General features: G+C 48.3%; 20 protein-coding genes. 4 read left to right on the top strand and 16 right to left on the bottom strand.

The genetic code is table 11. The features are described 5' to 3' along the window. Positions 1-118: 118 nt before the first annotated feature. The 3 genes from LQ567_RS12230 (at position 119) to LQ567_RS12220 (ending at position 3,375) form a co-directional block, all read left to right on the top strand. Positions 119-1,246 carry a hypothetical protein gene (locus LQ567_RS12230; protein WP_231004796.1) on the top strand — a complete coding sequence of 376 codons (1,128 nt, stop codon included), beginning with the start codon at positions 119-121 and terminating at the stop codon, positions 1,244-1,246. A 120-nt stretch (positions 1,247-1,366) separates the two neighbouring features. Beyond that, positions 1,367-2,428, top strand: a complete 1,062-nt coding sequence (locus LQ567_RS12225) for an adenylate/guanylate cyclase domain-containing protein (RefSeq protein ID WP_231004795.1) — start codon at positions 1,367-1,369, stop codon at positions 2,426-2,428. A 155-nt stretch (positions 2,429-2,583) separates the two neighbouring features. Beyond that, a complete protein-coding gene (locus LQ567_RS12220) occupies positions 2,584-3,375 on the top strand; it encodes a phosphatase PAP2 family protein (protein ID WP_231004794.1) in 792 nt (263 codons plus the stop codon). Positions 3,376-3,415: 40 nt separating this feature from the next. On the opposite strand, the gene LQ567_RS12215 is transcribed toward LQ567_RS12220, so the two are convergent. The 10 genes from LQ567_RS12215 to eno form a co-directional block, all read right to left on the bottom strand. Next, a complete protein-coding gene (locus LQ567_RS12215) occupies positions 3,416-3,817 on the bottom strand; it encodes an FKBP-type peptidyl-prolyl cis-trans isomerase (protein ID WP_231004793.1) in 402 nt (133 codons plus the stop codon). 181 nt (positions 3,818-3,998) lie between these two features. Further along, positions 3,999-4,589 (bottom strand): NAD(P)H-dependent oxidoreductase, encoded by a 591-nt coding sequence (locus LQ567_RS12210; RefSeq protein ID WP_231004792.1) that lies wholly within the window; start codon positions 4,587-4,589, stop codon positions 3,999-4,001. 73 nt (positions 4,590-4,662) lie between these two features. Beyond that, the gene (locus tag LQ567_RS12205) at positions 4,663-5,205 is read right to left on the bottom strand and encodes a Crp/Fnr family transcriptional regulator (RefSeq protein ID WP_231004791.1); all 543 of its coding nucleotides are present in this window, start codon (positions 5,203-5,205) and stop codon (positions 4,663-4,665) included. Between the two features lie 92 nt (positions 5,206-5,297). Beyond that, positions 5,298-6,107 carry a hypothetical protein gene (locus LQ567_RS12200; protein ID WP_231004790.1) on the bottom strand — a complete coding sequence of 270 codons (810 nt, stop codon included), beginning with the start codon at positions 6,105-6,107 and terminating at the stop codon, positions 5,298-5,300. 56 nt (positions 6,108-6,163) lie between these two features. Further along, positions 6,164-6,739 carry a leucine-rich repeat protein gene (locus LQ567_RS12195; protein ID WP_231004789.1) on the bottom strand — a complete coding sequence of 192 codons (576 nt, stop codon included), beginning with the start codon at positions 6,737-6,739 and terminating at the stop codon, positions 6,164-6,166. A gap of 19 nt (positions 6,740-6,758) precedes the next feature. Next, positions 6,759-7,280: a phage tail protein gene (locus tag LQ567_RS12190; protein WP_231004788.1), complete on the bottom strand. Its 522-nt coding sequence runs from the start codon at positions 7,278-7,280 to the stop codon at positions 6,759-6,761. A gap of 46 nt (positions 7,281-7,326) precedes the next feature. After that, complete coding sequence (locus LQ567_RS12185) at positions 7,327-7,851, bottom strand: hypothetical protein (protein WP_231004787.1); 525 nt, start codon at positions 7,849-7,851, stop codon at positions 7,327-7,329. A 392-nt stretch (positions 7,852-8,243) separates the two neighbouring features. After that, positions 8,244-9,968, bottom strand: coding sequence for a tetratricopeptide repeat protein (locus LQ567_RS12180; protein ID WP_231004786.1), 1,725 nt, complete (start codon positions 9,966-9,968; stop codon positions 8,244-8,246). 284 nt (positions 9,969-10,252) lie between these two features. Continuing rightward, positions 10,253-10,636 carry an FtsB family cell division protein gene (locus LQ567_RS12175; protein ID WP_231004785.1) on the bottom strand — a complete coding sequence of 128 codons (384 nt, stop codon included), beginning with the start codon at positions 10,634-10,636 and terminating at the stop codon, positions 10,253-10,255. Between the two features lie 110 nt (positions 10,637-10,746). Further along, a complete protein-coding gene (gene eno / locus LQ567_RS12170) occupies positions 10,747-12,039 on the bottom strand; it encodes a phosphopyruvate hydratase (protein ID WP_090391398.1) in 1,293 nt (430 codons plus the stop codon). Between the two features lie 473 nt (positions 12,040-12,512). Here eno and pncA point away from each other — a divergent pair, with 473 nt between their 5' ends. Further along, positions 12,513-13,112: a bifunctional nicotinamidase/pyrazinamidase gene (gene pncA, locus LQ567_RS12165; RefSeq protein WP_231004784.1), complete on the top strand. Its 600-nt coding sequence runs from the start codon at positions 12,513-12,515 to the stop codon at positions 13,110-13,112. Between the two features lie 82 nt (positions 13,113-13,194). Here pncA and LQ567_RS12160 read toward each other — a convergent pair whose 3' ends face one another. From LQ567_RS12160 to LQ567_RS12135, 6 genes are all read right to left on the bottom strand, one after another. Next, the gene (locus tag LQ567_RS12160) at positions 13,195-15,630 is read right to left on the bottom strand and encodes a TonB-dependent receptor (protein ID WP_231004783.1); all 2,436 of its coding nucleotides are present in this window, start codon (positions 15,628-15,630) and stop codon (positions 13,195-13,197) included. A gap of 393 nt (positions 15,631-16,023) precedes the next feature. Then, positions 16,024-16,860 carry a ThuA domain-containing protein gene (locus LQ567_RS12155; protein ID WP_231004782.1) on the bottom strand — a complete coding sequence of 279 codons (837 nt, stop codon included), beginning with the start codon at positions 16,858-16,860 and terminating at the stop codon, positions 16,024-16,026. 9 nt (positions 16,861-16,869) lie between these two features. After that, positions 16,870-18,114, bottom strand: a complete 1,245-nt coding sequence (locus LQ567_RS12150) for a DUF6807 domain-containing protein (protein ID WP_231004781.1) — start codon at positions 18,112-18,114, stop codon at positions 16,870-16,872. A 4-nt stretch (positions 18,115-18,118) separates the two neighbouring features. Then, positions 18,119-19,510, bottom strand: coding sequence for a putative oxidoreductase C-terminal domain-containing protein (locus LQ567_RS12145; RefSeq protein WP_231004780.1), 1,392 nt, complete (start codon positions 19,508-19,510; stop codon positions 18,119-18,121). Beyond that, positions 19,511-20,935: a Gfo/Idh/MocA family protein gene (locus LQ567_RS12140; RefSeq protein ID WP_231004779.1), complete on the bottom strand. Its 1,425-nt coding sequence runs from the start codon at positions 20,933-20,935 to the stop codon at positions 19,511-19,513. 364 nt (positions 20,936-21,299) lie between these two features. Next, entirely contained in the window at positions 21,300-21,869 is a 570-nt protein-coding gene (locus LQ567_RS12135; RefSeq protein ID WP_231004778.1) for an RNA polymerase sigma factor, read from the bottom strand. Positions 21,870-22,192 lie beyond the last annotated feature (323 nt).

The raw sequence follows: 22,192 nt of genomic DNA, 5'->3' as shown, positions 1-22,192 counted from the left end.
ATCGGCTTCGTTGCCACGCTCGCTTGTGCGGCAGTACAAATGGCAACAGTACCAATGCGTCGATGAGTCATGAATCGGCTTAAACATCCTGTATATTGTTCCTCAATACATTCAATTTATGAATCGCCTCTTCCTGCTGATTTTTTTTGTAACCATAGCGCACGGTGTCGGCGCCCAGCGTTTATCAGTAAATCTTGCAGACCAATACAACATCAATCCGCTTTATAAAAAGGATATACTGATCCGGACGCTGGACTCTTTTTTTACAAACAGCCGGACGGCAGAGAAAGCGGTGCAATACTGGAGTAAGGCAGATCTGGAACAATTCGGTTATCCATGGGAGATCGCATATCTTGGATATACGGATAAAGGAAAAGATAATTTTCCACCTGTTTACCTGGGAGCAATTGATATTGTTCCGCAGCGACAATACCTGGTTAAGCTTGCTTTTCTGCCGGCCATCGATTCTTTAAAAAGAAACATGGGGCGTGTACTCAATCTGATCGCCAACTATGATAGGATTACCGGCCAATTTACATTTGAGCAGTATACGAACTATTTTATAAAAGACTGGTACCAGCAGCAGGTAGGAACGATCTGCTTTTATAAAGAACGCCGGGAATCCTTTAATTTCCGGGAGGCAGCCGCCTGTAGCCGGTATAACGACAGCATTGCCGCTGTTTTTAAAGTGCCGCCTAAAAAGATTATTTACTATTCCTGTAAAGACCCGGTTCAGATGTTTAACCTGATGGGGTATGATTTCCGGTATGAAATGTTTTTATCCAGAACGGGCGGCATGCGTATCGGGAACCGGCTGTATTCGGCCCGGAATGCAGAATCTTATCCGCATGAGATCGCTCATTTTTATATTCCCGAACTTGAAGGAAAAAGCGCCTCATGTACCCTTGCCTCCGAAGGGATTGCTACCTGTTTTGGCGGAAGCGACCCGAAAACCTTTAAGGAAACGGCCGGATCCCTTTACCGGTATTTGTTGAAATACCCCAATGTGCCGGTTGATGAACTGCTGTTTAAAGACATGCGCACGGATGATGATGTATCCCGGTTATATGCTACCGGCGGCGTTTTGGCAAAACTTATCTACACAAGGCAGGGACTGGAAGGCTGGCGGAAATTCCTGGCACTATCCTGCAGCAATATGAAGGAAGCATTGCCTATACTGATCGGTAAGGGCAACGATCTGAAACAAATCATCCTGGAAGCCGCAAAAAAGATCAGTGAAGCATAACCTGCGGACGCTGTTTTTTTACATACCTGTTTTTTAATAACCGGTCTGCTTCATATCCTAGGCTTTGTATGCCGTTTCGTCTTAATTTTGCAGGAACGTCTTTAAGATACTGTAACGATCATGCTTTCCAAACGTATCCTATATTTCCGCCTGAAGATGCTCCTGATCCTGTGCGTGATCTGGATCCTGTTCGGATTTCTTTTTTTATTCAACATTCTTGAAATTGAAAAGCAGCTGCTGAGTAACCGGTCCCTGGTTATCTTTTGCCTCAGCTTTGCACTGGTTGGCCTAGTGATCTCTTCCGCGCTGATCTTTTATTTAAAAGCGGCCTTCCGCAGGTATCCGTTATGGATCGCATTCCTGTTAAAGCTGGCACTGGCCTTCGGCTTGTTTGTATTGGTGGCTTTTTGCATGCTGGCAGGTTATTTTGTGTTCAGCTATCATGGAAGCCTGCCGGCCTTTGCCAACCGCTTTTTTGAAACGGTTTTTTTAACAAAAGGATTCCTGATCCTGATGGCAGACCTCGGGTTACTGACGTTGATTTCGCTGGTATTGCTGGAGGTAACCGATAAGTACGGGCCGGGCGGGTTCTGGAGCATGATGCGGGGAGAATATCATCAGCCGCGGAAAGAGCGTAGGATCTTTATTTTCCTGGATATTAACAATGCCACTACCATTGCCGAAAAGATCGGGCATGAACAATATTTTCTGCTGCTGAAAGATTTTTTTTCGGATATCACCAACCCTGTATTGGCTAACGGCGGGGAAATTTACCAGTATGTGGGCGATGAAGTGGTGCTGTCCTGGAAGGAATCACCGGAGAACAAGATCTATGCGCTGCGGTTTATCCGGCAGGCCTTTTACATTTTAAAACGAAGGGAAAAGTACTACCTGCAGCAGTATACCGTGGCACCTACTTTTAAAGCCGGTATACACAGCGGGGCTGTAACATCCGGTTTTGTGGGCATTATAAAAAAAGACCTGGTGTACAGCGGCGACACACTGAATACTGCCGCAAGGCTCCGCGGAAAATGCCATGAACTGCAGCAGTCCTTTATTTTATCCGGAGGATTCATGCAGGATTTTTACCAGCCTTTTGCCTATAAAATTACCGCCATCGGGGAAATGGAACTAAAAGGGCGATTGGAAAAGGAGCCGCTTTTTTCATTGGAATTTGAGTGATCTTCCGCACCGTACATTCCCCTATTTTTGTAAGAAACAACTTGCGCCTGTATCCTGTAAAATATATCCTGTACTGCTGGTTTTTTTTAACGATATCCGGTTTATGCGGAGCGCAAACCTCTTCGGATGTTTCCTATAAAGATTCCGTGCGTATTATGGCGGGTACGCCGGTACCGGATAGCGTGGCCGGCAACCTGTTTTACAGCGCGCCGGATCCGAAAGCAGCGGAGATGGAAGACAGCCTGATCCAGTACCGGCTGAACGGTGCCTTTTTTAAAAGTATTTTTTCAGATGCGGCGTATGTGGTTAGCCGGCCGGCGCATTGGCAGGGCCGTGATTTCAGGAACCTGGGTATTGTGCTGGGAACAACCGGTGCACTGCTGCTGGCCGACAAGGAGATCAAACGGATGGCCCAACGGAATTACAATCCCTTTGTAAACAGCGTGGCCAATATCGTTGAGCCTTTCGGCAACCGGTATTCGCCGTATATCATGGCCGGGATGTATGTAGCCGGAGCCGTTATTAAGAACCGGAAACTCAAAAACACGGCACTGCTTACCTTTAAATCATACGCGATCTCTACATCCTTATACCTGTTAACAAAGTCAATGATCCGGCGGAACCGGCCGGCTTATACCGATAATAACCTGGATTTTCACCCGCCTTTTTCCAACGATCGGTATCATACCTCCTTTCCCTCCGGTCATACGCTAACGGTAATGACACTGGCCACCGCCGTTTCCGAAGCTTACGGGAAGGAGCACCGGTGGATACCCTGGGTGGCCTACAGTATTGCGGGGCTTACCGGTGTTTCCCGCATTTATCATAACCGGCATTGGTCCAGTGATGTATGGATCGGCGCCAGCCTGGGGTATTTTGTAACCCGGTCTGTATTTAAAAATAACCGGGTAAAGAGGCGTACGGGACTGCAGCTTGTTTGGCGATGAACATATGCGCCTGTTGAACAGCGGCCTTGCCGGTCTTCGACTATTTTGAAAGGATCCGGTCTAATTTCATCTTTATAACCAGCGTAGAATCCGGGGAGACATTTTTGGGATAACTTTTCCGTTTTACCAGTTCCGGCGGCGCAATGAGCTCACGTATTTCTCCTGCCTGCATTCCTCTAAGGCCTTCGTCTACGGCCTGCGTGGCCTGGTTGCCTCCGATCAGCACCTTGACCGGACTGGTGGAATTAAAATTTGAATACAGCACGTTCCCGTTACGGTAGCTGGTGGTTTCATAAATAAGGACCTCATCTCCGGCTACTGCTTTTTTCCCTGTACCCCGTTGCAGCACCTTATATTGCAGACCGGAGCTGGTGCTGATCATGCCGGCGGAACAGCTGGCTAATAAAAACAACACGGGAAACATACAGCGATATTGAATCATGCGCATTCATGAATTTAAGCGTATCGTAAAGACGTGTTTTAGCCCATTGCCATATCTGCAAACACAGGCGCTCATTGGCTGTTCTAAAGTTAATAAAGTAATGGTTGTTACCTGCATTTTCTTTTGCGCGCATGGGGGGAGCCGCTATCTGTGGATAAGGCGGCATCCAAGCATCACCGCATTACCGGAGTTGTGCATACCGGTGTTCAATATTCCTGAGCCAGTTGCTGCGTTTTTTTTCTGATGCCTGTTTTACCCCGGAAAGATTGATCCATTTCCGGTTTTTATAACCCATTTTCCAGAAGGTGCCGGTAATAACGGCTTTCCGGATCGCATTGCCAAACACCAGCCGGTATAAAAAGCCCGGTGTGTTCATCGTGGTGATTACGGTGATGCTCCGGATCTTTTTGAAAAGTGGGATCATTCCATACCCGCGGGGCGTGTAATCATAAGCCACACCCGGAAAGATCACTTTGTCAATAAAACCTTTCGTAAGGGCCGGCATAAGCTCCCACCAGATGGGAAAGATAAAGACCAAGTGGTCTGCCGCGGCAAGCCGCTGCCGGTACGCGATTACTGTTGGATCAACAGGCACCCTGTTCCTAAAGGCTTGCAGGTCTGCGGCGGTCATTACGGGGTTAAACCTTTCGTTGTCGAGATGTATCGTGTCAACCGTGTGTGCCGCGCGCTCAAGTCCGGTCTTTACGGATCTTAAAATAGCGTTGCAGTAACTGCCCTCATAGGGATGATTGAAGATGATTACTATATGCATTTTTTTACTGTTTGTTACCACACAAAGCTGCCATATCCCGGCAGGTTACACGATAACAATTGTAAAGAAATCCCTAACGCCGGTTGCGGATCCGGCTGAGCGAAACGGCAGTGATACCCAGGTAGGATGCAATATAGTGCTGCGGTACCCGTTGCAGGATATCGGGGCGTTGCTCCAGCAGTTCTTTGTAGCGCTTCTGGGGATTGTCCTTGATGCGCGAAAGGAATAGCCGCTGGTAAAAGATGAGCCGGTGCAGCATTTGCTGTTCGATTTCATTTTTTATAATGGGCGAATGATCGAGGATGTATTGAAAGCTGATGTGGGAAATGCTGTGCAGCGTACAGGGTTCAAGCGTTTCGAGGTTGAACAGGCTGGGCTGGCCGGTGCGGAAACTTTCTATGGATGAAACGCCTTCGCCCTCGAAAAAGAACTGGAACGTGATGTCCCTGCCATTGTTATTGAACCAGATGCGCAGTGCTCCTCTTTCAATAAAATAGGCTGTTCTTGAAACCTGCCCTTCCCGTAACAGCATTGTTTTTGCAGGAATTTCCTGTTGCTGAAAAAGATGGAAGAAGCGGTCCCATTCGCCGGAGGGGGATATTGAACGGATGTCCATATTAGAGGCCTCCATGGCTTTCTGATGCCATGGAGACCCCTAAATATACGCGGTTTTTGATAACCGGGCCGCGGAGCGCCGTGCGGCAGGCCCTATTCCTCTACAATCTTTACGATCCTGGAGTAGAGCTTAACGCCATCTTTCGCAACATGTGCGATGCGGATATACTGGGGTTTGTCTTTTGAATCAATGTCCTTTGTCTTGGTGCAATTCGGTGCAACCAGTAAAATCAGCCAGGCGCCAGCCAGCATCATTTTATTGCGCTTTGAGCACAGCATCAAAAGAACGAGCAGGAAAATACCCGTTAATGCCGCCAGCGAAATCACCCCTCCGGAATTCCAGTCGTAGGTGATGGTGGCATCGCTGTTGCCATTTTCAGCCTTTGATTGTACGGTTGCAATTTCCGTAAACTCGCTCCCATCTTTTGAGGCTTCTATTTCAAAGTGATCATTGTTTACTTCGGTGAGCGCCTCCCAGTGTAATGAAAGCTGGTGCCCCCGAAGGTTTGCTGTAATGGAGCCAAAAGTTACCCATAACGCCACATTTCCGGCTACCGTTAAAGCGGCAGGCGATGGGCAGGGCGCTGGCGTTACCGCCGTCCACGAAAAGGAGCTGGTACCGGGAGGAAGCGGCGTATCTTTCGGACAGGAATAATAGGGCTGTCCGTCATATGCCAGCGCCCAAACATTATCCGGTGCGCCGATCCAGTATATGCTGATAGGGGTGGCTTTTCCCGCAATGGTTCCGGTTCCGGAATAGGCGGTTTTGCCACCAATCGGGCTTTCCGGTGCAACTGTTAATGTTACGGGGCTTTCTATGCAGCCTCCGGAAACCAGTATGGTTTGTGCCGCCGTTGTCATAAAAACGACCAGCGCAGTAAATAGTAAATAAATCTTTTTCATCTTATGCCTTTTTAGAGGAAACTTATGTAAAGCGCATTGACCAGCAGACTTGAAATTTATACGCTCCTGCACCGGATACCCAACCGGTGCTCTACATCAAGGAGCTCTTTCTGTTTGAGGTTGGCATTGGGGGTACAGAAAAACTGCGTCAGCTCATCTGCATGAGCCTCCGTTAACCCGCTGAGCGTTGTGATGGCATTGTTGTGCACATAGAGCTCTTTTAAGCGGATCAGTTGCTTCAGCGGTTCCAGAGAATGAATATGATTGTATTGTACGTAGAGCTGCTCCAGATTGGCGAGCTGCTCTATACCGGCCAGACTTTCGATCTGGTTATTGAACAGGAAGAGGGCTTTAAGGCGTTTTAATGACTGCAGCGCGGTTATTGTTTTTATCTGGTGATGGGTGATCACCAGTATCTCCAGTTGATCGAGCTGTGCAATGCCAGAGAGATTGGTAAGCTCAAATGACATATTGGGATAGGGGGCGCGGGGGCCGGCGAGGCGAAGGGCTGTTGCAGTGTAAAATTGTTCGATATCGGCGATAGCGGGTACTTCCGGCTGTTGAAAAACCGTCATTGAAAATGCATTTTTCCACTGCAGTTCCAAAGCGTTCCACCAATTTAAGCCGATCATGTGTTACTGCTTTTTAATGTTAGTTCCTCGATGGGAAAATGCCTTCAAGCGCAATGCAATAATTCAGCGCCAGGTAGGGCTGCATAATCGTATGCGGCTGGCTGCCTCCCTTGGTTTCCACTGCAGCAGCATTCATTGCGGCCTTGTTAACCGGCGCTTGCTTGTACTCCTTATCCAGTGCACCTGTATTGGCCGGAAATGCACCGGTAGGGTCGGACGTATCGCCCGCTTCCGCCGTGGCCATAAGGGCATGGGTATGTGCAGGGATCTGATTGATTGTAAGGGTCACGTTTTCTATGCCTCCCAGTTGCCCAAGGACATAGTTGGAAAGCCCTGGTCCCTGTCCAAACCCGATGGGTACTCTGCCCCGCAGGTCGGGCAGGGCAAACGTGGTTTGTCCGTTACCGCCATAGGTGGTTCCCAGTAAGGAAAAAAGAGCAGTATTCTGGGCAATGGATAAGATTTGTCCCTGGCAGAAAGCCCATCCACGCGGTGCGAAATTGCATCCAAACAATACGATCATACTTAAATAAGGTTCCATAATTGAATATTTAGAATTGGTGAGGAAATATACCGGGCTTGCGGCATCAGGATATGTAAACGGTTCTTGTTTTATTTCTATAAACGGAGGTTTGGGTGATCAATACCCGCTGCCCGTTGTCGTTTATCTTCAGCAGCGCTGTTATCGGATGGTTGACGCTTTTTTGTGCTGCATTTTCGGGGCGCAACAGCGATTGGAGCTCGTACTGGTTCAGGGTAATAATAGAATCATCCTGTTTATAAAAATGAACGATAAGGTCTGAAGGGCGTTTCCTGCCGGCCCAGTAAATCCAAACGGGTTGTGCGCTTATTTTTTCCGCAGGAAAATAAACCAGTGGTCCCTCTTCATGCGTATGCCCTTTACAGGGCTGTAATTCTTTTTTTTCTTTTATGGCCAGCTTACCCGGAACGCTTTTATAGAGGGTGCAGATGGCCTGCCAGGTTGATTCGGGGCCGGGTACAACATGGCTTTCTGAAAAGAACGGGGAAACAGCACTGCCCCACACGGTACCTGCAGTTAGTACAGCCAGGTTGGTTAAAAAGCCTCTTCGGCTTGATTGGATCGTTTGCATTCGTTTCCGTTTAGATAAGCTCAGTACAAATATCACCTTTATCTACCATTCGAACAACTGTAGCTATAAAAATAATAAAGAAATATGTGGATGAAAATAGCTGAATCTGGTGATACCGAAAGCCGGCCTCCGGCGCTGTTGGCCGAAGCTGGTGCGTGTAGATGACAATGATCAAATAAAGCGCTTTCGTATACACAGGTTGAAACCGGCATAAACCGGGTGGCTGTCCGTGGGACGTTTAGAAAAGGGGCAATGATGGATATGCTGTTTTGAGCATCAAACGTTCTTTGCATAAGAACAGATCCCGGAACAAGTCCGGGATAACATCTTCAGGATAACTATAAGCAGGTATTGTCATCGCCTCATTGTTTCTGCAACGCAAATTGGAATACTCAGGGAAACAATACAGATGTTCGGTTAATATCAGCATATTGCCAGGCCCTGGCCAGCCGCTGGCCGGTAAGCCGGGCGTCCTGTTCCTTTCCCTGTTTTTGCAGGGCCAGTTGCAAACCCGCCAGGGCCCAGCCGTTTTCCTTCCAGGTTTTCAGATCCTCACGGTATATTTTTTCTGCCTGGCTGTATTTCCCTGCTTGTATCAGCGCCGCTCCCAGGTGGTGCCGTACAGAAAAGAACCAATCCGGAGGTTCGTTATAATTCAGGTTGTCTTCAATAACAATGGCCTTGTTGAAGGATGCAACAGCGCGATCATATTCCTTTTTATTCAGTTGCAGTGTTGCTGTGAGGGTATGCACCGCAATTTGTACAATGTCGTTCATGGTATTAATATTCCAGATGGTCATTTCTTTTAAGACCGTGTCGGCGGCCAGTTCATTGAGCTGCACCAGTTCCTCCTGTGCGCCGGCAATATCCTTTTTCCCCAAAAGGGCCATGCCCCTTGCATAATGCCGTATGGCGCGGGGGTAAACAAGATCTTTTCGTTCCGGTTTCATGGCCAGTATGCTGTCCCATAACGCCAGCTTTACGGCTACAAAATAGGGGATCGTATAATAATGTTGCAGGGTGCCCCATCCGGGCTGCGTCATCACGTCCTTTGCCGTTTTTTCCTGAACCTGTTTCGCTGCCATCCATGCAAGCTTTGTGTTTCCTTCAAAGGTGGCTGTAGCTGCCAGGTAGTGGTAATTGTGCAGATAGTAGGCTAGGGGATAGGCGCCCTGGGCATGACAGGTGGTTACATAGATACTGTCTGCTTTGATGGCATTGAGGTTGGCAACGGAGCCCAGGTGATAATCACCGGTCCAGATGTAGATATGGGAGGGCATGTGCAGTAAATGTCCGGAGCCGGGCACCAGCTGCATCAACAGCTGCGCGCTGGCCAATCCCTTTTGAGGCGTTGCGGATGCTTCCACAGCATGAATGTAGAAATGCGGCGCGCCGGGATGTTTGGGATATTGACGGATCAGTTTTTCAAGTATGGCTACAATTTCAGGAGTCCAGGGTTTGGGTGCTTTTGTTTTTTTATCATACAGGTCCCAGGGGTGCAGGTCCATCAGCGATTCGGCATAGAGGGCGCCGATATCCGGATCATCCGGATAGGTATCATACACCGTTTTCATGGCCCTGGCAAAAGCACTGTCGAGGTGCCCCCTGCTTTTGGGAACCTGCGCTGTATACCGGTGGCCCAGGGCCTGGATGAGGGCCTTTTCTTTTGCCGTACAGCCTGCACTAAGGGAAAGCGCTTTTTGAGCCGCCTGCCAGGCGCGTTGATAATTGTCGTCTTCCATGCCGGCATTGTAATTCGGCCCCAACACATAGGCAAATCCCCAATAGGCCATCGCACAGTTTGAGTCAATACGGGCGGCTTCAAAAAAAGAGCGGGCAGCCTCTGCATGATTAAAGCCGTAAGCCAGCATCATGCCCTGGTTAAAATAATCCTGGGCTTCTTTGCTGGAGGTGGAAATCTGAAACCGGATGCCATCTAGCCCTTTAAACAAGGGTGCCTTGGTGCCGGCCGTATACCATGCCTTATCGGTGGTGGCCGGTGCACACCCTGTCTTTTCTTTTGCTGTAGTAACGGAGGCCTGCTCCGTTTTTTTGGGGGATACCTTGCAGCCGGCAGTGAACAGGCATGCGGCAAATAGAATTGCAAAATGGTTCATGCTGGTAATTTTGGAAGCTGTTACAAAGAATGCCAACGCAATGGTGCACCTGCAGGCGGGAAACATATTGCCCGTTGGTAAAGGTACAAAAGGGGTTAAAAACAGGGATAGCTAAAAATGGTGAGGCTGTTGTGGACGGCCTAAGCGCAGAATTACGATCTGCCGGGGCACTTTGCATACCTTCCCGGTTGCGGTTATTACGGTGTGGCCCGGAGTTCCCTGAAAAGTAGCTGCATAAAAAAACACCCGGAGGTAGTCCGGGTGTTTGTATAACGTCTGAAAAATTAATCAGCCTGTTTTAACTTGGTTTGATCTTCTGTGAGAAAAATATCTTCATTGTTCCGTTTCATGAGGTATTTTTCCCTGGCCAGTTTTTCAATAGTGGCCGGATCGGTTTCCAGATCGTTTTTGATCTTGTGCAGCTCGATCAGCTCTTTATTATAATGCTCTTTGCTCAGTTCCAGGTCGTTGAGCTCCTTCCGGCGCTCCATGATGGAGAACAGGTCGTTCTTATCCAGGAACAGCATGATCGCTAAAAAGCCAATAGTAGCCAGGAAAAACTTATTGGTGAGGAACCGCGAAATTTTGCTGAGCGCCTTGCGCGGCTTTTGCGGAGCCGCTTCCCGCGCGGGCTCTTTTTCCGGAACAAAGTCAACAAATGTTTCCATGCTGATTGCTGATTTGCGCGTGCGCTATCTGGGCTTTTGCTGATGCCTGTACCGGGGTACAAGGGAGTGACACAAGGAAGCTGATAGCAGCACTGGCGATGATCAAATAATTATTTCTTACCAAATTTAATGGTTCCTTTCGGATAAACCGCGCTTTCGCCCAGTTGTTCCTCGATACGGATCAGCTGGTTGTATTTCGCGATCCGGTCGGTACGGCTTGCAGAACCGGTTTTGATCTGTCCGCAATTCAGCGCTACCGCCAGGTCCGCGATCGTTGTATCTTCTGTTTCACCGCTTCTGTGGCTCATAATGGTGTTGTAGCCATTGTGCTGTGCCAGGGTTACCGCGTTGATGGTTTCGGTAATGGTACCGATCTGGTTTACTTTTACCAGCAATCCGTTGGCAATGCTTTTGTCGATGCCCTGCTGTAAGCGGGTTACATTGGTTACAAACAAGTCGTCGCCCACCAGCTGGCATTTATCGCCTACTGCCTGTGTGAGAGCGGCCCATCCTTTCCAGTCGTCTTCGGCCATACCATCTTCAATGCTGGCAATGGGGTATTGTTTTACCCAGCTTTCCCAGAATTTTACCAGCTCGTCGCTGCTAACAGCTTTGCCGCTGCTTTTATGGAATACATATTTTTTCTTTTTGGCGTCCCAAAGTTCGCTGTTGGCAGCGTCCATGGCAATTACGATCTGAGAACCGGCTTTGTAGCCCGCAGCATCGATCGCAGCCAGTACGGTTTCGATGGCTTCTTCATTGCTTTGGATATTGGGGGCAAAGCCACCTTCATCACCCACGTTGGTGCTAAAGCCTTTTTTCTTCAGTACTGATTTCAGTGCATGGAAGATCTCCACACCCCAGCGCAGTCCTTCGCTGAAGGTAGATGCACCGATGGGCATTACCATAAATTCCTGGAAGTCGATTTTGTTATCGGCGTGCGCACCCCCGTTGAGGATGTTCATCATCGGGATGGGCAGGGTTTTGGCGTTGGTGCCGCCTACGTAGCGGTACAGAGGCAAACCGGCTTCTTCAGCAGCCGCTTTGGCAGCCGCCATACTCACCGCCAGGAGGGCGTTGGCGCCTAGTTTTCCTTTATTGGGTGTACCATCCAGTTCGATCATTAACTGGTCGATACCGGTTTGATCAGCTACATCATAGCCCAGCAATGCCGGAGCGATGGTATTATTAACGTTTTTAACAGCTTTTAAGGTACCTTTTCCCAGGTATTTTTTCTTGTCGCCGTCACGCAGCTCTACGGCTTCGTGGATACCGGTGCTGGCTCCGCTTGGAACGGCGGCGCGGCCAAGGGCACCTTCGTCTGTTAGTACATCCACCTCGATAGTAGGATTACCGCGGCTGTCCAAAATTTGTCTGGCAAATACCTCTGAAATGTAGCTCATTGGAAAAAATTGAAGTGATTTTTTGAAAATTTGATTTGTGGCCGCAAGTTAACGAATCGTTTGCGTACGGGAAACACTATGGGGAAAAAATTAGAATAGGGTAACGAACGGTTGAGAGTTTTGGAGTTCAGATTTCAGAATTGAGAATCCAGAATTGAGAATCCAGATTCCGGCGTTGAGCATTCTGGTTTGTGAGGTATGCTGCGAGAAGTGGGTTGGGAGGTGTGAAATGTGACGTTTCAGGTTTCAGGTTCCAGGTTCCAGGTTCCAGGTCCGATACCGGATCCATGAGGGCTGATTGCAAAGCTAAAGGCTGAATGCTAAAGGCTGAATGCTGAAGGCTGAATGCTGAAGGCTGAATGCTGAATGCTGAAGGCTGAATGCTGAAGGCTGAGGGCTAAAAGCTGACCTCTCAATTCTGGCCTCTCGAATCTCATATCTATATCCTACCTTTCCTTCTAAAATAACGCATTATGAAATGCCTGATCATTGTAGACATGCAATATGACTTTTTGCCGGGTGGCGCCTTGCCCGTGGCGGGGGGTGATGCCCTCATCCCGGTGATCAACCGGTTGCAGCCGGATTATGAACTGGTGGTAGCTACCCAGGACTGGCATCCGGCGGATCATAAAAGCTTTGCATCCCAGCACGAAGGGAAAAAGCCTTTTGAGGTGATCGAATGGAAGGGCGACCGGCAGACCCTTTGGCCGGATCATTGTGTGCAGGGCACGCATGGTGCGGAATTACACCCCGGACTGGACCAGCACCGGATCGAAGCGATCTTCCGCAAGGGGATGAACACTGAGATTGACAGTTACAGTGGCTTTTTTGACAATGGTCATCTGAAGTCGACCGGCCTCGGCGATTACCTGAAGGGCAGGGGGGTAACGGAAGTACATGTATGCGGACTGGCCGCCGACTTTTGTGTGTATTTTACGGCGCTGGACGCGCTGGAACTGGGGCTGAAGTCCGTGATTGCAGACCATGCCACGCTGCCGATCGATGCAGTAACCTATGCAAGAACGAAACAGCAGTTTGTTGAGTGGGGCGGAGAACTGAAAGCTGAAGGCTAAAAGCCGGAATATTGTATCTCGGTCCTCATAAAAAAAGCCCCGCAACATGTATTGCAGGGCGCGCTTATTTTAAAAAAGATCATCAGAACTTAAAGGCAGCGGTTACCACAAAACTCCGCGGGGGAATGGGGTTGATGCTGTAGTTCTCGTGTATATAGTAGTTAAACGTATTGGTAATGTTCGACAGCTTTGCCAGCAAGGACCATTTCTGGAACGTGTAACCTGCAGATACATCCACCGTTGCAAAGCCTTTTACCTGAAATAAACGGTCATTCAGCGTGCCATTATTATCTGAGTAGGTGGTGTTCCAACCTGCGTTGCGCTCGCCCACATAATAGAACCCGGCGCCTAATTTAAGACCTTTAACCGATCCGTCCTGGAAGGTATAAAAGGTGGTGGCATTGGCGGTGTGTGCGGGGCTGTTTACCAGCCGCTCATCCTCTACATAGCTTCCGATCTTACCGGAAGTGTTGGTATAGCGCATATTGTTGTAGCTATAGCCGGCAAGGACGTCCCATCCTTTTATAGGCTGGCTTTTGAGATCTATTTCAATACCGTCACTGGTGGTTTGCCCTGTAAGTTCGCGCAGCGTAGTTGTTCCGACAACAGGATCTCCATTTCTAAAGGATTGAATCGGCTGCGAAAGATTGTTGTTGATAATCCGATATATGGTCAGGTTCGCACTCAGCAGCCCGTCGAAAAAGTCATTCTTAACACCAATTTCAAATTGGTCGATAATGGAGGGCTTTAAGGTATTGCTGTCGATATCCAGTCCGGAGTTCGGGGAGAACGAGTTGGAGTAGCTTGCAAAAGCAGTTGTATGATTCGTGGGTTGGTAAACCAAGCCAATCCTTGGAGAAAATGCTTTATCGATCTGAAATACAGCGCCTTCTTTTACAGCATTGGTCGCAAGAGTCGTTGTTTTAGAACGATCCGACTGTTGGAATGACCAACGTACGCCTGCCAGTAATTTGAATTTTTCGGAAAGTGAAACCAGGTCTTGTACATAGGCACCGAAACGGGTTACCGGAGTTTTGGTGCTTGTGATCCAGTTGGCCTGTGGCATATCCGTTCTGCGTACATACATGGTAGGGTCCAGCAGGTTGATGGAATCATAGATCCCTTTAGGAACTACTGTAGCAATATCAGATGCAAGAGCGGTACTGGTCACTTTCTCTACATCGGCACCAATCAGTAACTTATGACCGACTGCCCCTGTTTTTACATCTCCATTTAAATTCAGTTGTCCTGTAAGGTAGTCTTCTTTATTGTTGGTTTTCCCTAAAGGGCGTAAAAATTTCCCGTTGATATCGGCCTGTATCCGTTCAGTGGAGAAATAATCCCTTTCATAATTCTGGTAGCCTCCCAATGCATTCAGGGCCCAACGGTCATTAAACTGATGATTTAACTCCAGTGAAGCCGTAGCCTGTGTTGTTTTTGCATATTGCCAGGGCGCTCCGAAAAAGGTGTTCCGTGATACCGGCGTTACTTTCTTGCCACCCACAGCTGCAGGTTTGGATGCATCTGCATTCATGGAGCCAATTCCAAAATCCGGTGTAAACTCGTGCTGCAGGTAATCGCCCTGCACCAGCAATTTAGTTTTATCGCTTAATTTGAACAGCAGTGAAGGGTTTACATAGTAACGCTCGGAATGTACCCCGTTGCGGTAACTGTTGGCCTTTTCATAAGTACCGTTCAACCGGTAGGCTACCGACTGGCTGATGGGGCCATAAATATCAACCGATGGTTTGTAAAGATCATAGCTGCCCACCCGCATATTTACCTCACCGCCAAAGTTGAAACGGGGTTTCTTGGTAACCATATTGATGATGCCGCCGGGTGCCACGTTGCCATATAACAGCGCTGCACCGCCCTTTAAAACCTCTACGCTTTCAATGGCGCTCATTTCGGGCATGGCACCGCTGTTTACACGAAATCCGTTCTTAAAAGTATTGGTATTGCCCAGGTTATAACCGCGGGCGTAAAAAGTTTCCTGGGTGCTGGCGCGGGCCCCGCCCAGGTATACCCCGTTCACATTTTTGATTACATCGCTCAACCGCTGTGCCTGCTGGTTTTCAATGGTCGACTGCCCGATAATGGTAACCGCCTGCGGCAGGTCCATAATGGGAATATTGGATTTTCCGATGCGCGCAGTACCCTGGTTGATGCTGCCCCCGATGCGTACGATCACTTCTTTCAGTTCACGGGCATTCAGCGAAAGATTGTATTTGGCTGCTTCCGAGCTAACCGGAGGAACGGTAACCGGTACTTCCTGGCTGGTTTCGCCTTCAAAGGAGTAAATCAGTGTATATTCACCATAAGGAATTTCTGTAAATTCAAAATAGCCTTTCTCATTGGTAACGGCATGTTTCTTTTTTCCCTTTATCGTAATGTTCACATTGGGAACCGGGTTTCCCTCCGGAGTGGTGATCACTCCTTCAATATTACCGGTATTGGTTTGCGCATTTACACCTAAGAACGTTACAAACGCCACTAAAAACAGCAAAAATCTTCTCATTTATTCTAATTTTCGCCGCGAAAGACGTTCATTTTCCCAGCATTCATTTTCTAAATGCGGAAATTCATTTACGAAATCGGGAAAAAATCGTTTACGAAATCGGGAAAAGGGGACCCGGTGGTTTAATGTTTCCGGTCCAAAGTTCCATGGTTCGATCCCCGTCCTGCTTCACAGGATTCAATTTTGAACGTTAAACCTCAAAGCAAAGAAACCCCGCTCGGTTATTGCCCGGCTCCCGGGGCGGGCAACAGGGAACCTGAGCAACCATAACCAGCCGCTCTATTTATTTAAAAATTCCAGGTCATAGGGAACCGAATCTAATCTGAAATCTCAAATCTGAAGTCTCGAATCTGAAGTCTCGAATCTGAAATCTGATAACTGAAAGCCGACCGCTTAAAACCGTACCTCGTCGTCCCGGTGCCGGGCGTAGGCCTTTTTAAAGTCGACCGGTTTTACCTGGCCGGCAATAAACCGGATCCCTCCCAGGATATGGTTCAGGTAAACGGGGTCGCTGTAGTCCTTTTTGTCGTGGCCCAGGGTGGTTACCCAGGTATGTCCGCCGTCGAAGGCATATTCCCAGGCGGTGGGATAAAAGTCGCCGTAATTGCCGCGGTTTTTCTGAAGCGTTTCTTTTTGCTGGATGCTGGAGGTGTCAATGGTGCGCAGGTCGTGTACCATCAGCACCCGCGGGCCCGGATACATTTCCTTGGCAAAATAACATTCATCACCTTTTTCCCAAACGGCCGGCACTCCTTTCATGGAAGGATGACGGGTATCTATGACCCTAACCGTAAAGGGCTGGAATTTGGCATGCCAGGAAAAAGTACCCCCCAGCATCATTTTGAACCAGCGCCAGTTCCGTTCCGTTCCGGTTACGGAGTGCAGTCCTACAAAACCGCCACCGGCCTCAATGTAGCGCCGGAAGGCCAGCCGTTGGTCATCGGTATCAAATACATCGTTATTGGTACTGGGGAAGATCAGCAGGGTATACTGTTTCAGGTTGGCTTCCGTCATCACTTCCGCGCGGGAGCTGGTATCTACCTTAAATTTGTGAACGGCGCCCAACTGTTGAATGGCTTTTACGGCAAACGGAATATTATCATGCACATAGCCTTTACCGTTTTTGGTGTATACCAGTACGCGCACTTTTTGCCAGTTGAATGCGTTTTGGGCATGGATACCGGTTATCCAAAACAATGCAAAAACCAGTACGGAAGCAATTTTTTTCATCAGCATATATTATTTAAAAGTGATTTTTGGAGGATGTGCAAAGGCCTGCCAGGCTTCCTCGGCTTGTTCTTTTGGAAGCCGGTTGTTAAATACCAGGAAGCGGTACCGCAATAGGTATTGTTTGCCGGGTTCCAGCAGCCAGTCTTTATTCTTGGTGGGGGAGAAGTTTAAAAATACATCGCCCCGGTTATTCATATTTTCGGGCCATACCCGCAGAGGTTCGGGGTAATTGTAATTGGCAGGGAAACTCATCATCTCCAGCCCGCCGTACTGCTGGTTGAGCTGCCCCTGTGCTACGCACCAGCGCGCGGTGCTGCCATCGGCGGCCTTCCGGTCTTTGCCTTCAGAGGTAAAAATAATGCTGTTGTCTTTATTCCATGAAGCCGTAGCCCGGATGCCCAATCCGCCATAACGATATTCCAGCAATTTTACCGGGCTGGATCCTGCACAGCTCAATTGCACCGTTACATCCATGATATAATAGTTGTTATTGCGGTCATCCGGCCGGTAGATCCTTACGGTTTGCAATTCGTTGAGCGCATTTTTTTCCGTGCCGTCTTTTTTAAAGGCAATATGCTGGTGCAGGGCTTCGTAACCGGAATAAACCGGGCCATTGAAGAGGGCTCCGAATCCGGCAAACCGTACGGTTCCTTTGCGGTCCCTGAGGTTCCAGAAGTCAACGGTATCTTTTTCAAACAATACATGTGTCCAGGGATTCCACATACCCCAGTGATGATAATGATCCGGAGCGTTGATCCTTGTCAGCTCTTCGCCGTTGGGTGTCCATAAAGGATGAATGAACCCGCTGCGTTTGTAGGCGGTATCGATCCCTTTGGGCGGGTATACCGTTTCGGAATGATAACGGAGGAGGTTTTTGCTGCCGTATTGAACGGTAAGGGCTCCGTCGTTTAAACGGGTCTGCATGCTGGTGGCTGCATCTTTGGCGGAGGTTGTTTTGGCCAGCTCAAAATTGCGGGTTGTTTGTTTTGCCGGTTCCAGCATCCAGTAAAGCCTGCGGCCGCCATTGGTTTCAACCTGGAACGGAACCGGTGTTTTCCGGCCTCCTGTCGTTTCCAGGAGCTGCAGGCTGCTGTCTGCTTCAAACGTAACCGCGTCCAGGTCCACGCTCATTGGAATGGAAAATGTTTCTGTTCCCGCGGTTTTCACCTGCCAGCTGTGGATGCGTTGGGCACAAAGCGGGGCACTCCCGGCTAATGTGATAAAAGCCAGCAGGCAAAGGATGGTCTTTGTCATTGTACTATTTGGTTTCTGATTTTTTTGCGAGTTCCAATGCGGAGGTGGTGGTAAAATATTTGGCAATCATATTGGGCACCTCCCAGTCGGGCATTTTCTTTTCTTTCAGGAACTGGAGGTAGCGCTGCATTACCTGACCAAAATGTGCTTCATGCCCGGTATTATATTTTTCGGGTACCATCACCTGCCATCCTGTTGCGGTTTTCGTAAGCTCAACACCCGGGTATTTTGCCTGTACACCTGCTAATGCAGCAGTGAGGTCCTTTTCAAAACCGGCATCGGATTTTTTAACCGGCTCAATGTATAATACCGGCTTGTATTTTTGTTCGGCTCCCTGACGGATGATCAGGTTGGCACGGGTTCCTCTCATGATGGAATAGTGCGTATCGCCCGTTCCTTCGGGTGCTTTATAGCCCCAGGTTACCGATACCTTGGCATTTACGCCGCGCAATTTATAGTTGAAGCTTCCGTTACTGTAGATGTTGAGTATGGAATCATTCTTAACATCCTTCTTCAGGTAATCCGGGAATGCGGCCTGTTTGGTAAGATCCGAAAACTGGCTGAGGGTAATGGGGGTGGTCCAGCGTTTTGCGGATACCATTTCAATGTCTTTCTGATAATCGATGACCTGCTCGGGGAAACACTCCCACTGTACCAGGTCTACCAGGTGTGTGGTTACATCCACAATGCCTTCGCCCTGTTGTGTTACATCCAGGAACCAGGCCGGGCGCTGCAATACAGCCCCGGAAACCAGTTTATACAGGTAATGCACACTCTCTTTGGTAACAGCAGGGTTTTCAGGCGTGCCTTTTTCGAGGTCGCCAAATACCGCTTTGATCTGTGAAAACTCCCGTTGCAACAGGGTGTTGATCTCAAAGCGCTCGGTCATGATATCATAAAGGAGTACCTTTTTTTCGGCGGCTTTTGCAAAGGCATTTTTTACCTGCTCAAACCCTGCTTTATCAATAGCCATGGGTTTATCGGCAAGCACATTCAGCCCGGCATCCACCGTATTGAGCACATATTCTGCCTTCTTCTGGTTGTTGCCGCTCATGACTACAACATTGCCTTTTCTTTCTGCGATCATCTTCTGGAAGAAATCGGCCCCGGTATACACGTTCTCTTTCCAATGTGTAGGATTCGCTGCACGGGTATTGTAAGCCTCGATCCTTTTCAGATGCAGTCCCACATCCGGACCTTCGGGTGCGTACACATACACATTGCTGTCCACATCGGGGTACATTTCTTTTTGCACGAGGGCTGCATGAAAATGCCCGGGATCCAGTGTGATCAGTGTGATCCGGGATGAGTCTGCTGTAGCAGCGCTGCCGGATTCGTTGTTTTTACAGGACATCATAACAGTGAGCAGTGCAACCGGTAGAAGGAGTTGTTTCATTTATTTTTTTAATTTATTCAATACATAATTGGTTCCATATGGATATCGTTGCGGTCTTGACAAGAGTTTGTTGGCCTCAATATTATCTTTAAAAACCTCTTTTTTAGGATCCCAGTATAATTTGGTTCCCAGCTTCATGGCGGTATGGGCCACCAGGCAGGCACTGCAGGAGCGATGTGCCACTTCTGCAGGGCTGATGTTCGGTTTTTTATTGATGATGCAGTCTACCCAGTTCAGGTGCTGCTCCCGGCTTTCATACAAATGTACCTCATTAGGACCAATAACTGAAGTAAGGATTTTTGGGTCGCTGGCATTGAAGGCTTTGTTCTGCGCGCCCGCACCGGCGCCGGGATCGGAAGCGGTTACGCCCACATTGCCCCGGGATACAAAGATCCATCCGTTACTGCCTTCAAATTTAACGCCATTTGGGTTCTTACTGTTAATGAGCATGGTTACTCCATTGGCATATTTGGCTTTTACTTCGTAGTCTCCGTGCACATTCCATAAACCGGTTTTAGGAAATTGTGCGCTGCCTTCCACTTCAATGGGACCGGTTAACTCCGTGTCCATTCCCCAATGTGCGATGTCGATATGGTGTACTCCCCAGCCCGTGATCATACCGGCGCCGAATTGCTCCATCCGCAGCCAGCCGCCTCTTGATTCCACATCTTTCTGGTTATGCACCCGGTCCTGTGTATAATAAATATAGGGTGTAGATCCCAGCCACATATCATAGTTGAAGCCTTCGGGTATGGGCATTTCCGTGGTATTGCCACCGGGCGGGTCGGCCGGTAATCCCACATGCACCGTATGCAGTTTACCAATGCGGCCATTGCGTACCAGCTCACAGGCTTTTTTAAATTGTGGCCAGGGACTTACCGAACGCTGCTGGCTTCCCAGCTGAAAAACAACACCCGACCGGCGTACCGTGTCGCTCATGGAGCGGCCTTCTTCAATGGTAAGGGAGGTTGGCTTCTGCAGGTAAATATGTTTGCCCGCGAGTGCGGCTTCCATGGCCGGCTGTGCATGCCAGTGATCCGGCGTACTGATGATGACCGCATCAATGTCTTTATTCACCAGCAGCTCATGGTAGTCGTCATGCATTTTGATGTCGATATAATTGGACTTGCCGGTTTTTTTTGCATACCATTGTTCCACTTTTTGCTTGCCGGCTTCCAGCCGGTAACGGTCTACATCCGCCATGGCCACGATCCGCGCCGAATCATGTTTAAAGGTTTCTACCAGGTCGTGGGTGGTTGCAATACGGCCGCAGCCGATCTGTGCAATATTGACCTTGTTGCTGGGGGCGTCCTTGGTAAAAAAAGACGCAGGTACAATCATGGGTACCCGGGGTAACAGGAACGCTCCTGCTGAAATGGTAGCGGAGTTCCTGATAAAGTTTCTTCTGCTTTTTGAATTCGGCATATTCTTAAAATTAAAACAGGTATTAAAGCTGATGGCAATGCCTGGAACAACAACGTTCTGTAAAGCAACCGTGCAGGCATCTATCGTTGTTACGGGTAACTAAAATAGCAACTTTCAGGCACAGGTTGGGGAAATGGAAGCGCCATTTTTTACTACAACGTTTGAAATAAAAAGAACCTGTTTTTATTTGGGGCCGGCAAGGCAAACGGTAAGGGGCATAAAAAAACCGCTTTGTTTCCAAAGCGGCTCAATTAGTCGTCATCTTGTAACAACCGGATGGTATTCGGCAAATAAATTCAATCAACTACCAAACAGCAATTACTGAATTTCTTTTTCCATCAGGAGTTACAAGATGACATGCTCTTTATTTCCCTGTCATCATTTTCCTGAGATTCAGCAGGCCATAGCGCATCCGGCCCAGCGCCGTGTTGATGCTGCACCCGGTCATGTCTGCTATTTCCTTAAAACTCAGGTTTGCAAAGTGGCGCAGGATGATCACCTCGCGCTGTTCTTCCGGCAATTGCTCCAGCATGTCCTGGGCTTTGCCGATATTCTGGACGGTGATGATTTTTTCTTCAACATTTTGCTCAGCGGAATTGATGGTATCCAATACCTCATGATCTACACTGTTTTTTGCAAAAGGAATGCGCTTCAGCTTTCTGAAGTAATCTACACAAAGATTGTGGGCAATACGCATCGCCCAGGGTAAAAACTTGCCCTCCTCCTTGTACTTTCCGTTTTTTAATGTTTCGATGATCTTTATAAAAACATCCTGGCAAATATCCTCAGCATGATATTTATCCTTTACCAGAAACAGTACAGTGCTAAACAATTTCTCCTGGTAGCGATTCAATAAGGAATCCAATGCAGAAGTATGTCCCTTCGAAAATAGATTTATGAGCTCGTTATCAGTCTTCTTTAAGTAAGTTATCATCCGTTGTCCAATTAGCGCGGAAATTTTCATTTCCACCTTTTTTAGATTAAAACTTAGTTCAATAACCTCCGAATTTACCCCATCTTTCACGCTTTTTCCTTTTCCCGGGTAAACGAGTGTTGCGAAAATAGGCGTTTCAACGTTTATAGCCGGTGCTTTCCATCCAGATTTTGCCCCCAAAACCTTCAAAATAATGTTAAAATTTTTTAACATTATCTGTAATTTATTGATATTTAAAAAATTATAAGGCTTTTCATGCCTTTGTCGTACGTTTACGGGGTCTGTTAAAATCGCCGCCGGCTTTAAAATCAGGCTATTTTTTC

Source organism: Niabella pedocola, from assembly GCF_021044425.1.
GTDB classification, from domain to species: domain Bacteria; phylum Bacteroidota; class Bacteroidia; order Chitinophagales; family Chitinophagaceae; genus Niabella; species Niabella pedocola.
This window is presented reverse-complemented; position numbering and strand designations above follow the sequence as displayed.

Coding starts and splice junctions, on each gene's coding strand:
- LQ567_RS12230 (WP_231004796.1), top strand. CDS start 119: ATGAATCGCCTCTTCCTGCTGATTTTTTTTGTAACCATAGCGCACGGT.
- LQ567_RS12225 (WP_231004795.1), top strand. CDS start 1,367: ATGCTTTCCAAACGTATCCTATATTTCCGCCTGAAGATGCTCCTGATC.
- LQ567_RS12220 (WP_231004794.1), top strand. CDS start 2,584: ATGGCGGGTACGCCGGTACCGGATAGCGTGGCCGGCAACCTGTTTTAC.
- LQ567_RS12215 (WP_231004793.1), bottom strand. CDS start 3,817: ATGATTCAATATCGCTGTATGTTTCCCGTGTTGTTTTTATTAGCCAGC.
- LQ567_RS12210 (WP_231004792.1), bottom strand. CDS start 4,589: ATGCATATAGTAATCATCTTCAATCATCCCTATGAGGGCAGTTACTGC.
- LQ567_RS12205 (WP_231004791.1), bottom strand. CDS start 5,205: ATGGACATCCGTTCAATATCCCCCTCCGGCGAATGGGACCGCTTCTTC.
- LQ567_RS12200 (WP_231004790.1), bottom strand. CDS start 6,107: ATGAAAAAGATTTATTTACTATTTACTGCGCTGGTCGTTTTTATGACA.
- LQ567_RS12195 (WP_231004789.1), bottom strand. CDS start 6,739: ATGATCGGCTTAAATTGGTGGAACGCTTTGGAACTGCAGTGGAAAAAT.
- LQ567_RS12190 (WP_231004788.1), bottom strand. CDS start 7,280: ATGGAACCTTATTTAAGTATGATCGTATTGTTTGGATGCAATTTCGCA.
- LQ567_RS12185 (WP_231004787.1), bottom strand. CDS start 7,851: ATGCAAACGATCCAATCAAGCCGAAGAGGCTTTTTAACCAACCTGGCT.
- LQ567_RS12180 (WP_231004786.1), bottom strand. CDS start 9,968: ATGAACCATTTTGCAATTCTATTTGCCGCATGCCTGTTCACTGCCGGC.
- LQ567_RS12175 (WP_231004785.1), bottom strand. CDS start 10,636: ATGGAAACATTTGTTGACTTTGTTCCGGAAAAAGAGCCCGCGCGGGAA.
- eno (WP_090391398.1), bottom strand. CDS start 12,039: ATGAGCTACATTTCAGAGGTATTTGCCAGACAAATTTTGGACAGCCGC.
- pncA (WP_231004784.1), top strand. CDS start 12,513: ATGAAATGCCTGATCATTGTAGACATGCAATATGACTTTTTGCCGGGT.
- LQ567_RS12160 (WP_231004783.1), bottom strand. CDS start 15,630: ATGAGAAGATTTTTGCTGTTTTTAGTGGCGTTTGTAACGTTCTTAGGT.
- LQ567_RS12155 (WP_231004782.1), bottom strand. CDS start 16,860: ATGAAAAAAATTGCTTCCGTACTGGTTTTTGCATTGTTTTGGATAACC.
- LQ567_RS12150 (WP_231004781.1), bottom strand. CDS start 18,114: ATGACAAAGACCATCCTTTGCCTGCTGGCTTTTATCACATTAGCCGGG.
- LQ567_RS12145 (WP_231004780.1), bottom strand. CDS start 19,510: ATGAAACAACTCCTTCTACCGGTTGCACTGCTCACTGTTATGATGTCC.
- LQ567_RS12140 (WP_231004779.1), bottom strand. CDS start 20,935: ATGCCGAATTCAAAAAGCAGAAGAAACTTTATCAGGAACTCCGCTACC.
- LQ567_RS12135 (WP_231004778.1), bottom strand. CDS start 21,869: ATGATAACTTACTTAAAGAAGACTGATAACGAGCTCATAAATCTATTT.